The sequence below is a fragment of the Microcoleus sp. SVA1B4 genome, from assembly GCF_036700545.1.
In the GTDB taxonomy this organism is placed as follows: Bacteria; Cyanobacteriota; Cyanobacteriia; order Cyanobacteriales; family Microcoleaceae; genus Microcoleus.
In genome coordinates this window covers 26699-38130 of record NZ_JAUBPB010000069.1, presented here as the reverse complement: position 1 = coordinate 38130, position 11432 = coordinate 26699, and the positions used below count along the sequence as shown (strand labels likewise).

The following is an 11432-nucleotide window of genomic DNA, read 5'->3' as shown; positions in this document are numbered from 1 at the left end:
CCCGTCCTTTTTGGACGGGCGGGACGCCCATCCCACTTTCAAGAGTGGAAGTTATTTAATTCTCATTCCTTAGCAGAGAAATAGCAGCAGCGCGATGCAGTTTAAAACAGTGTAAATTTTCCGCCAGCGGTGCGATCGAGCATGATAAATTTCCGCTGCAATAGCCCACGAAAAAACCATCAAAAGCGTCCCATCGAGTCCGTAATAAAAATGAGAAACCAGCCATACATTATCACTGTGAAAAATCCCGTCTTGAAATCCCAAGAAAAAGCCTGCATCTAGTTTAAGGCGTTGCAGGCGACATTTGCTTTTTTCCTGGTTTTGCGATCGGCAGCGTTACTGTAAATGTACTGCCAACGCCTTCTTCACTGGTCAAAGTAATTTCGCCACCCTGCAAGTCCACGCATTTTTTAACAATGCTCAGCCCCAGTCCAGTACCGGGAATTCGACCGACATTTTTAGCCCGGTAAAATGAATCAAATAACTGTTCTTGGTCGGCGACAGGTATGCCAATTCCTGCATCCTGTATCGAAAAAATAGCCTCAGTTTCAGTAAGTTTGAATTCAAAAATTACTTCAGTATTTGGGGGAGAATACTTAATAGCATTGGACAGCAAATTCCCCAGAATTCGCCGGAGCAAGCTTACCTCCAAACAGGCCATCGCGGATTGATGGTGATTGACAAAAATCAGCGTCACCCGATCATTTTCAGGTTTCAAATTCAGGCTGCTCTGAAATTCCTCTACCAACTCATTACACAACTTTGCTAAGTCTATCGGTAGCAAGGAAAAGCCTGTTTTTCCCGACTCAACACGCCCCAGCAGCAGAACATCATCTAATAACAAATCTATACCTTTGGCGGCTGCTTGAGTTTTGTCTAGAAGTTCTTGTGTTTTCTCCTCTGTTAATGTCAACTTGTACTTGCTAAGAAGTTGTGTAGTGCCGATGATGAAATTCAAAGGATTGCGAACGTCGTGGGCAATCATGTACAGCAAAGATGTTTTCATCTCGTTGAGTTCTTGGGCTGTCTGCAGAGTGCGATCGAGTTGGTCGTGAGACAATTTGAGAGTTAAAGACAACTGGCGCGATCGCAGCAAAATTTCCACCCGCGCTTGCAACTCTATCTTCTCGATCGGAGCGATAATCAAATCGTCAATACTTTGCCAAATAAATTGCGTTGCCATCCCTACATCCGAGCGGGATGTAATCAAAAGAAAAGGCAAGCATACCGGGTGTTCTGCCTGTTTTTGGGCGGCAACCCATTGCCAGTGGCGTTTCAGGGAAATACCGTCAATTATCGCCAGGTCAAAAGATTGATTAAATGGTAAAAACTCCTCACTATTTTCTGTTGAGTGTGGCAGCAATACCTCATAATAAACTGCTAGCCATTCTAATAACAGGCGGCGATTTTCTTTCTGTTCGACAAGCAATAAAATTTGACTCACGCAGATTCTCCTAGCAAGCTGTGAACAATTCCCAGCAAATCTCTAACTATCAAAGGTTTTACCAACATATTCCGAGCACCGTGGCAGAGGCTTTCGTGCTGAATGGCAGCGCTTTGTTTGGGCGAGAGTATCAGAAAAGGGATTTGGTGATTTCGCAGTTGTTCGCAGCACTCCCAAATCCGGCGATCGAAACCAGAAATATCTACTAAAGCCATCCCGATCCTCGCAGGCTGACTGATAGCTTGTGCAACATCTTCAAAGTTATAAGCCGCGATCATCTGGTATCCTTCTTTGTTGAGAAACTGTGCTAACAGTTCCAAGTTGCGCTGATTGCGGTCTACGGCTAAAATTATTGAAGTGCCAGTCATTTATCAGCTTCCTGTGAATACGGGTTATAACCATTTTAGATTTTAGATTTTAGATTTTAGAATGGGGAGTGAGTGATTATATATGGGTTGGGAGGTGGCATAAAGTTGGATTCTTTTTTTATCTGGTATTAGCTTACTTTTCGGCGAGGGATTACATAGGTTTTCAGTTGAGTGAAGTACAGATGCTGGGGTACAGGACACGGCCGCGTACCCTGTACTCCTACTGTATTTCATAGAATTGAAAACTACACTACGATAAAAGTCGAAAAATACACAAATTTACCAATATATTTAAGTTTTCCAGGACTTAGGCTAGTGGTGAGGTGCGCGGTGCGCCCCCTACTCATTAGTAGATTCACGACTGCGAAATTAGCTGCACTTGCCCAGAAACAGCACGACCAATCCCGATTCAATCTTCATCCGCTTCCCCCTCAATCCACACCGGCGCCGAACTCAAAATGCCGCGCAGCCCCGCTATCGGTTTGCTGACTTTGATGCCGTAGCGAGTAATATCGAGTTCTCGCAGAGTTCTCTCGAAATTGCTGACTCGTTTTTTAATTACTCCGATCGCCTTGCGGATTTCTGTCCTATTATGCAATTGGCGTTCCAGATAGCGTATAAACAGAAGATTATCCGCCAAATAGCTAATTCCGATCTCGGTCAGCCGAAAATCTCCGCTAATGGCTTCTACCTCATTAATCAAGATAACGGTGACTCCCATATTCTTCAGATACTTGCACAAAGCGTGCAAATTGTTCACCAAATCTTGCCCCTGCATCGAAAGCTGATAGCCAGAAATACTGTCAAGCATCACAATCCGCGTCTTTTCCTGCTCCACCTCCTGGCGAACCATACAGGCAAACTGATCCGGCGAGTACAGCAAAGGTTCCACGGGTATCACGGAAAGACTTCCTTGCCCCATCATCGCCCCAACCGGGATGTTAACTGATTCGCAGCGCTGCAACAGAGTAGAAGTTGACTCCTCAAAAATGTAAACTACCGATCGCTCCCCCCTTCCTGCGGCTTCCTTCATAAACTGAATCCCCACCGTCGTTTTACCCACGCCGCTAGGCCCGCTAATCACCGTCACAGTCCCCCGTTCCAGTCCCCCGTGCAGCAGTTCGTCCATTTCTGGAACCCCCGAAGAAATCGCTTCAGCAACAAAATCCTGTTGAAAGTTGTCCGGAAGCAGTCGCGGAAATACCTCCATACCAGCCTGACTCAGGCGGAGCGAATGGCGGCCGGTGCGGAAGTTAGAGCCTCGCAGCTTGGTGACAGACAGGGTGCGTCCTTCTGGGCGCAGTTCCAAGTAAATTACTCCGTCGCTGATGAATTGCAAATCGTCATCGGGAGCACTTGATGTACCTTCTGAGGTAAACACCACCGTCGCCCCCCCTTCCACCAAAAACCGCAGAAAAGACAGAACTTGCTTGCGGAATTGGAACTCATCCGCAGCTAAGTAGCGAAATTGAGTGATTGCGTCCAAAAACACCCGTTGTGGCTTGACAGCTTCGACTCGCTCGATAATCTTTTGTGTAGTCGGTTCTCGCTCAACCTCGGAGGGGGAGAAAATGTCATAAGTCTGAACTTGCGTAAAAAATTCTGAGGATGGGCTCAAATCCAGGAACGGCATCGCTTCCATGTCAAAACCGAGCCATTGAGCATTGGCGCGCAGTTGCGCTTCGGGTTCTCCTAAAGTAATAAACAGGGGTGTTTCTCCCAAAGCCACACCTGCTGTCAAAAAGTGAAATCCCAGTGTCGTCTTGCCAGTACCCGGGCCGCCGCGCACGAGATAAGAGCGTTGAGGAATCAGGCCGCCCCCAATCACTTCGTTGAGACCGGTAACTCCCAGAGAAATTCGGTTTTGAGACATTTGTTTTTTCATGTTTTGAATATCGGGCCCGTATTAATATTTAATGGTTTTAGGCAGTGTTTTGATAATTTTTTTTACCGGGCGTCTGATAACCTTCATGAAATCTTTTTCTACCGAAAATTACGTAAGCATACAAGAATTAGAAAGTATTGTCGGGGCTGCTAGCATCTGTCGCTGGCAAGATACAGAGCCATTTTGGCAAGAACGGGTAGAAAAAGCAGTTGCCCCCGACACGAAAATAGATTGTACTGTTTACCCGAATACTCAGGAAGAACTGGCGGCTGTCATTGCTTGGGCACAGCAACATCGCTGTGCAGTCTTGCCTTGTGGCAGTGGCAGCAAACTTGATTGGGGCGGTTTAGTTAAATTAGACTCCGATCCCCCCCAGCCCAGGGCGGGCACGGGGGCACCGCCCCTACAAAGGGGGGAGAATTCACTCAAAGTCCCCCTTCTTAAGGGGGATTTAGGGGGATCTCCGGGTTTGAAAACACGCCCAAATCCTCCTGATGCAGCGGCGCTTGTGGCTGTCAGCACTTCGCGCCTCAATCGGCTTGTAGAACACGCTGTGGGCGATTTAACGGTGACTGCGGAAGCGGGGATGAAGTTTGCGGATTTGCAACAAATTTTAGCTGCAGCAGGTCAGTTTTTGCCGATCGATCCAGCATATCCGCAACAGGCAACTTTGGGCGGCATTGTCGCTACTGCTGATGCGGGTTCCTTGCGGCATCGCTATCGGGGGGTGCGCGATTTGCTGTTGGGAATTACCTTTGTGCGATCGGACGGTAAAATTGCGGTAGCCGGAGGTCGAGTTGTTAAAAATGTCGCCGGCTACGACTTGATGAAATTGTTTACTGGTGCTTACGGTACCTTGGGCGTCATTTCTCAAGTAACTTTCCGAGTGTATCCCCTGCCTGAATCATCGGGAACCGTAGTGCTGACAGGGGAAATTAATGCTTTGTCCCAAACGGCTCAAATCTTATTATCCTCTGCTTTGACACCAAGTGCGATCGATTTGCTGTCACCTGAATTAGTCGCCAAATTAGGCTTAGGAAAGGGCACAGGATTAATCGTCAGATTTCAAAGTATCGCAGAAAGTGTTAAACAACAATCAGCCCGCTTGCTGGAAGTTGCCGAAAAGTTGGGTTTGCAAGGCACTAGCTGCCGCGAAAATGATGAGCATAAGTTATGGCAAAGATTGCCAGAAACAATGTGGGATTCTGGCACAAAGTCGGCAATTATTTGCAAAATAGGAATCAGACCGTCGGAAGCTGTAACAGCCATTAACACATTGCCAGTACAGGACGCTTGGATTCATGCAGGCAGCGGTTTGGGGGTTTTGCGGTTTAAGACTACAACTGCAGACAGGTTGTTGCAGGTACGCAGAGGGTGCGAAGCTAAAGGCGGTTTTCTGACTGTTTTAGCAGCGCCGACCGACATCAAGCAAGAGTTAGATGTTTGGGGCTATACTGGAAGTGCGATCGATTTAATGCGCCGGATAAAACAGCAGTTTGACCCGGAAAATCTTTTGAGTCCCCATCGTTTTATCAGCGGTATTTAGTTTAAAGTTTGTAGTCAGGACTTCAGTTTCATTGGTGTCAACTTAGGAATGAGAATTAAATAACTTGCATTTTTTGTAGGTTGGGTTGAGGAACGAAACCCAACCCCACGCTTGATTGTTGGGTTTCGTGCCTCAACCCAACCTACGGAAGTTATTTAATCCACGATCCTTAACGTCTTATGTAGTACCGATCTACTGTTTGACGATTAGACTCTAGATCCCCCCTAGCCGCCCTTAAGAAGGGGGGACAGGAAATGCTCAAAGTCAACCCCTACTCCCCTTATTAAGGGGGATTTAGACTCAGCTAAAAGCAAGAATTATCAAGGGTTTTAGGCGATAGTCACTAGGAACCAAAACAATTAGGTAATATATATATGCAAACTTCAGAAAAATCTCAACTTCCCAGCGACAATTTAAGACCTGCCAAAGAAAGCAATTTTCTAGCACAAAATCCCCACTTACAAACCCTCGAAATCCCAGGTTTCGACGCGAACAATCCGCCTGATCCGAAATTAATCGATACTTGCGTACACTGCGGCTTTTGTTTGTCAACTTGTCCGAGTTATCGCGTACTCGGCAAAGAAATGGATTCCCCCAGAGGCCGCATTTATTTAATGGATGCAATTAACGAAGGCGACGCACCTTTAAACGAAGCAACCTCACAGCATTTCGATACTTGTTTGGGCTGTTTGGCCTGCGTTACAACTTGCCCTTCTGGAGTACAATACGACAAATTAATTTCCGCAACTCGCCACCAAGTTACTAGAAATCAGGAACGCACTTTTTCCGACAATGTAATTCGCACTCTGATTTTTAATCTCTTCCCTTATCCTCACAGATTGCGGCCTTTGCTTGTACCGCTGTTTATTTATCAAAAATTAGGACTGCCAAAACTTGTCCGCAAAACAGGTTTGCTGAAAAAAGTATTTCCTCGCTTGGCGGCGATGGAATCAATTTTGCCGAAAGTTTCTGTCGATTCTTTCCGGGATAATTTACCAGAGGTAATTCCGGCACAAGGGGAGAAACGCTATCGAGTCGGCGTGATTTTAGGCTGCGTGCAGCGGCTGTTATTTTCGCCAGTTAATGAAGCGACGGTGCGAGTTTTAACGGCTAACGGTTGCGAGGTTGTGGTTCCTAAAAGTCAGGGATGCTGTGCTGCTTTGCCGGAACATCAAGGCCAAGCAGAACAGGCTAAAGCCTTGGCGAGACAAATGATTGATAGCTTTGAAAATACTGGTGTTGATTTTGTGATTATCAACGCTGCTGGGTGCGGCCATACTTTGAAAGAATACGGTCACATTTTAGCAGATGACCCTGATTATCGGGAGAAAGCTGAGAAATTTGCTGCTAATGTTAAGGACGTGCAAGAGTTTTTGGCAAGTGCGGGAATTACGGCGAAACTCAATCCTTTGATTGAGGGAGATTTGACAATTGTTTATCAGGATGCTTGTCATTTGTTGCACGGGCAAAAGATTAGTTTGCAGCCACGTCAGTTGCTGCAACAAATTCCGGGTGTGAAGTTAAAAGAACCTGTGGATGCGGCTTTGTGCTGCGGGAGTGCGGGGGTTTACAATATGCTTCAGCCGGAGATTGCTGATGAATTGGGTGTGCAAAAGGTGGAGAATTTGCTGAATACTGGGGCGGAGTTGATTGCTTCTTCTAATCCGGGTTGTTCTTTGCAAATTAAGAAGCATTTGGAGTTGCAGGGAAAAACAGTTACTTTAATGCACCCAATTGAGCTTTTGGATTATTCGATTCGCGGGGTGAAGTTGCTGAGGAAGTAGTTTTGTAGGGCGGGTGGTGTCTGCCCTATTTTCGATGCTGAGTGAGATTTTTTTTTGATGAACCGCTGTATTGAGAAAGATCGCACTTTGGGCTGCTGTTCTAGCGGAAAGACTGCGATCGATGGGTATTGACGCGGAATAATTGTAGACTTGATTGGGGCAAAGGGCGATCGCACTTTTAAATTTTAGCAAAAGTGCGATCGGCATAATGACTAATGACTAATGACTATTTCCCGTCTTCTAACCTCAAAAAATGCACCTGTCCCGAAGCTTCCGCCACTAAGATTGTCACTCCATCCGGTGCAATAGCGCAAGCCTTCAAAGCACTATCTCCGCTGAAACTAGCAATTACTTCTCGACTTAACAAATCCCAAACTTTGAGAGTATTATCGTCCGAAACAGAAATTGCCTTTGTTCCCATAGTCGCCACCGATGTTACCGCATCAGCATGACCGGCCAAAGTAAAAACTTCTTTTCTACTTGACAAATCCCAAACTTTCAAATTCTGTTCCCGCCCTCCTGAAATCGCCCATTTGCCATCCGCCGTAACTGCCACAGCATTCACAAAACTCTCATGACCTTTGAGAGTGAAAAGTAGATTTTTGACGGCTAAATTCCAGAAATTTGCCAAAATATTCTTTTCTTTACCCAAACTCCAAATTTTCAGAGTTTGGTCGCCGGAAGCCGAAATAACCCGCTTGCTGTCGGGAGTAACTGCCACAGCTTTTATCCCGTCCTCATGACCTAAAAAAGTAAAAACTTCCTCTCCTGTTTCTAGATTCCAAACTTTAATAGTTTTGTCTCCAGAACCGGAAATCGCCATCGTTCCGTCTGGCGTCACTGCCACAGAATTTACCCAGTCTGTGTGACCCGTGAAAGTAAAGATTTCTTTTCCGGTTTCTATATCCCAAACTTTCACAGTTTTGTCGCCGGAACCCGAAACTACTCGCTTGCTATCCGGTGTGATTGCGATCGCTTTTACCCAATCTTTATGACCGGGAATAGTACAAATTTCTTGTCCATTTTTGAGATTCCAGACTTTAATTCTGTTGTCTCCTGAACCGGAAATCGCTTTCGTACCATCCGCCGTCACTGCTACGGCATTTACCCAGTCATCGTGACCTGCAAATGATAAATTTTCTTTGCCTGTTTCTAAGTGCCAAACTTTGAGAGTTTTGTCAGAGGAACCAGAAACTATCCTCTTGCCGTCCGGGGTAACGGCCACAGCATTCACTGGGGCTATGTGATTGGTAAAAGTGAAAAGTTCTTCTTTTGTTTCGAGATTCCAAACTTTCAGCGTTTTGTCGCCGGCAGCCGAAATTACTCGTTTGCCGTCGGGACTGACTGCCACAGCTTGAACGAAACTGCTGTGTTTTCCTAAAGTGAAAAGTTGCTTTCTTTCTGACAAACTCCAGACTTGAACAGTTTCGTCGTAGCTGCCGGAAATTATTTTTTCGCCGTCGGGAGTAACGGCTACACTTTTTACCCAGTCTGTATGACCGGTGAGAGTAAAAAGTTCTTTTCCGGTTTCTATGTTCCAGACTTTCATGCTGTTGTCTCCCGACCCGGAAATCAACCGTTTGCTATCAGGACTTACTGCTACGGACTGGACAAAACTGCTGTGACCTTTGAAGTTAAAAATTACTTCCCTGCTTGTCAAATCCCAAACTTTAATACTGCCATCCCAAGAACCAGAAATTACTCGCTTGCCGTCGGGAGTAACTGCTACTGCTTCTACCGCAAAAGTATCGCCTGCAAAAGTAAATATTTCTTGTCGCGTTTCTAAATCCCAAATTTTAATGGTATTGTCCCAAGAACCGGAAATTACTTTAGTACCGTCGGGGGTTACAGCTACAGCATTGACGTAGGTAAGATGACCTTTGAGGGTGGAAAGTTCTTCTCCTGTTTCTAATTGCCAAATTTTAAGAGTGTGGTCGGAGGACGCAGAAATTGCCCGCTTGCCGTCGGGGGTGATTGCTACACCTTGTACCCAGTCTGTATGTCCGGTGAGGGTACGCAGCAATCTCCCGCCGGGAGGGGTAAAGCTGGGCGTTAGCGGTCGCAGCCAGGGGGTTGTTTGATGTTTTGCCTGTGCTAGCAGGGCTTGAATTTCTGGACTTTCAAAGCGCATCAAGCGGGCTATTAGTTGGGGGGCTAGTTGGCTTTTATCTGCGGCTAGAATGTGGGCTGACAGCCGAATTGCTTCTTGGATTAATTTGAGTTGATCGGCTTTTTGGTCTGAAATAATATCGGGACTTGTTGCTAAATCGTAATCTTCTATTAGCGCCTGTACTCCCGATGCTGACAGCTTGGCTTTAATAAAATTGTAATCTGTTAGTAAGCTGTATAATTTTTCGGAGTCTGAAGTCGCTGCTAGCTGACTGGGCAATATTCCCAGGTAGTTCGTCTGTTCTGCGGGCTGGATTTGATCCAGCCCTTGTTTAAACTCGGTCATAAATTTACGGATGTGTTCTTTAAATGTATACGATCGCTAGCTGCACCCTACCGAAAAGCCGATCGAGAATCTTTTCTCTTAGACTTAGCATGACATATTTGAATGCTATGTGCTATAGGCTTGCTGTCCTCGGTTTGGTGATGGTTCGATGAATTGCTTGTTTTTTAGTCGAAGTCTGCTTTGAGAATTTTCAAGCAGTGCGATTACAATAAATCGCGGCCAATATAATTCAACTCAGCAACGCCCAATTTACCGATTGAGCGACAAAAGCTGACATATATCTTTGTTTTTCTTAACATAGCGGCTCTTTGGGCAATGGTCGATCGATAAACACTCTCAAGCTAAAAATTTTCAGGTATCGCAATCCTATTGAAAGTGCGAAAAAGACTTTTTATAACGAAACATGATGGCGGATGCTCTAATTTTCTCTCAAGTCGGCCACATCAGGGAGGCAGATGTCCCCCTGGTTGGGTTTGCTACCAGGGCGGCATCTGCAATCTGTTTCACCTAAAGCTCTCAGAAAGCTTTGCAGGTGCGCCCCCTTCCTCTAAAATATAGAAAAGGACTTGCACTATTAAACCGGGTTTCTAGACAAAATCATTGGTTTGACCGCTAGGTACGTAGGAAGAAACCGGGTTTCTGACTCCATAGCGCGCAAGTCACGATCGCAAATAAAGCAGTATTGACTTTAGAGACAAATTTCATGGATGTTATCGAGTTTTTCGAGTTAAGTGCAGGTAAATGGTTTTCTCAGCGTACCGTACACAATCTCCATTCTGGGGAATTGCAGGCAGGTAAATCCGACCTCAAAATAGAAATACTGACAGCTAGCGATGCAGCAGTCGTTAAACTTTGCCAACAACACTCGATTAACCCGGCTTCAACTAAGCTAACTAGCGTTCGGATTAGTTGGGACGGTATTCCCGATCGCGACCAAGCTAAACAAATCGGTTCTACAATACTAGCGATCGTACCAAATCCCGACAATCCAAGCGAAGGCAAAGTGTTGCAAGACAAGGGTAATAGTCGCTACGTGATGGGCGACGACGTGCTGACATTGATTACAGAATCAGACACCCTCCATGCGGAAGAAAGGCTGTGGTATCTCATGCCCAATTTGCGGCTGCGGACTAGCGTTGTTAGGCAAGCTAACGGTACGGAACAAGCTTCTTTTTGTTCGGAAATTCGGATGGGAGTAAGTGCCCCAAGTGAAAAGTGAAAAATAACTATATAGTTCCCAAAGTTTACACTCTATTTCTGCTTTCTCCCTTCTTTCTTCGGCCTTCTCTGGCAATCGCTTTTAACTTGGTATGAAAATCAGTGTGTTTGACAACTGGGAATGATTTTGCCACAGGTTTGTCCGCTAATTTGTGCTCGGCTTCGGCTCGATCGGCGAGGGCAGTAACAGCCACATCTTCATATACTACAAATTCTGTATTTTCTTTGGTGCGATCGTCGGCAGCAGGTAATTTTCCTGTTTCCTGGGCCTCTGTGTTTGGGACTTCTGCTTGAAGCGCCACATCCAGTTGCGCCTCTGACGGCCCACGCAAATCTAACTCTGCGGCACTTACTTCCGGTTCCTGGTGCGATAAAAGTATATCTTCCGGTGACAGTTGAGCAGCACTTTCCCCGGTTAAATTTTGAGGAAAATTATTGCATACCAAGCGTTCAAACTCGCGATTGAAATGATAGAGAGGTTGACCTATCCGATGCCACATACTCAATAGCTGTCCCACAGAAACAGCCTTGTAGCGCCCTTGATAAAGCGCTTCAACCACTGCTAAACGCAGCCAATAGCCGGGATACTTGGTCAGCCATTCACCCGCCAATTTCTCGGCTTTTTTGCCACCTAGGTCAAAACCGTAGTGAACCAGCAGAGCCGCTGCTTGTGCAGATATTGCGGTCACTTCTGTCATGTGTTGTCTGTTGACTGTTGACTGTTGACTGTTT

At 45.9% G+C, this 11432-nt stretch carries 9 protein-coding genes; 3 read left to right on the top strand and 6 right to left on the bottom strand.

Features of this window, described 5'->3' with window-relative positions:
• Positions 1–69: 69 nt before the first annotated feature.
• The 4 genes from QT987_RS24345 to QT987_RS24330 all read right to left on the bottom strand — a co-directional run bounded on the left by QT987_RS24345 (position 70) and on the right by QT987_RS24330 (position 3685).
• Positions 70–264 (bottom strand): DUF4079 family protein, encoded by a 195-nt coding sequence (locus tag QT987_RS24345; RefSeq protein WP_333245387.1) that lies wholly within the window; start codon positions 262–264, stop codon positions 70–72.
• A 19-nt stretch (positions 265–283) separates the two neighbouring features.
• Entirely contained in the window at positions 284–1444 is a 1161-nt protein-coding gene (locus QT987_RS24340; RefSeq protein ID WP_333244158.1) for an ATP-binding protein, read from the bottom strand.
• Entirely contained in the window at positions 1441–1812 is a 372-nt protein-coding gene (locus tag QT987_RS24335; RefSeq protein WP_333145572.1) for a response regulator, read from the bottom strand. The genes QT987_RS24340 and QT987_RS24335 overlap by 4 nt, the downstream gene beginning before the upstream one ends.
• Positions 1813–2221: 409 nt before the next feature.
• Positions 2222–3685 (bottom strand): ATPase domain-containing protein, encoded by a 1464-nt coding sequence (locus QT987_RS24330; protein ID WP_333245384.1) that lies wholly within the window; start codon positions 3683–3685, stop codon positions 2222–2224.
• A 97-nt stretch (positions 3686–3782) separates the two neighbouring features.
• Between QT987_RS24330 and QT987_RS24325 the strand changes: the two genes are divergently transcribed.
• Complete coding sequence (locus tag QT987_RS24325; protein WP_333245380.1) at positions 3783–5243, top strand: FAD-binding oxidoreductase; 1461 nt, start codon at positions 3783–3785, stop codon at positions 5241–5243.
• A gap of 374 nt (positions 5244–5617) precedes the next feature.
• Entirely contained in the window at positions 5618–7027 is a 1410-nt protein-coding gene (locus QT987_RS24320; RefSeq protein ID WP_333245377.1) for a heterodisulfide reductase-related iron-sulfur binding cluster, read from the top strand.
• Positions 7028–7253: 226 nt separating this feature from the next.
• Here QT987_RS24320 and QT987_RS24315 read toward each other — a convergent pair whose 3' ends face one another.
• Entirely contained in the window at positions 7254–9482 is a 2229-nt protein-coding gene (locus QT987_RS24315) for a hypothetical protein (protein ID WP_333245374.1), read from the bottom strand.
• A 703-nt stretch (positions 9483–10185) separates the two neighbouring features.
• On the opposite strand from QT987_RS24315, the gene QT987_RS24310 reads away from it, so the two are divergent.
• Complete coding sequence (locus QT987_RS24310) at positions 10186–10701, top strand: phycobiliprotein lyase (RefSeq protein ID WP_333245371.1); 516 nt, start codon at positions 10186–10188, stop codon at positions 10699–10701.
• A 25-nt stretch (positions 10702–10726) separates the two neighbouring features.
• On the opposite strand, the gene QT987_RS24305 is transcribed toward QT987_RS24310, so the two are convergent.
• Positions 10727–11398, bottom strand: a complete 672-nt coding sequence (locus tag QT987_RS24305; RefSeq protein WP_333209691.1) for a hypothetical protein — start codon at positions 11396–11398, stop codon at positions 10727–10729.
• Positions 11399–11432: the final 34 nt, after the last annotated feature.

What these genes read in the sequence shown, in the direction of transcription:
- QT987_RS24335 (WP_333145572.1), bottom strand. Translation starts at nt 1,812, where the DNA reads ATGACTGGCACTTCAATAATTTTAGCCGTAGACCGCAATCAGCGCAAC.
- QT987_RS24315 (WP_333245374.1), bottom strand. Translation starts at nt 9,482, where the DNA reads ATGACCGAGTTTAAACAAGGGCTGGATCAAATCCAGCCCGCAGAACAG.
- QT987_RS24320 (WP_333245377.1), top strand. Translation starts at nt 5,618, where the DNA reads ATGCAAACTTCAGAAAAATCTCAACTTCCCAGCGACAATTTAAGACCT.
- QT987_RS24325 (WP_333245380.1), top strand. Translation starts at nt 3,783, where the DNA reads ATGAAATCTTTTTCTACCGAAAATTACGTAAGCATACAAGAATTAGAA.
- QT987_RS24305 (WP_333209691.1), bottom strand. Translation starts at nt 11,398, where the DNA reads ATGACAGAAGTGACCGCAATATCTGCACAAGCAGCGGCTCTGCTGGTT.
- QT987_RS24310 (WP_333245371.1), top strand. Translation starts at nt 10,186, where the DNA reads ATGGATGTTATCGAGTTTTTCGAGTTAAGTGCAGGTAAATGGTTTTCT.
- QT987_RS24330 (WP_333245384.1), bottom strand. Translation starts at nt 3,685, where the DNA reads ATGTCTCAAAACCGAATTTCTCTGGGAGTTACCGGTCTCAACGAAGTG.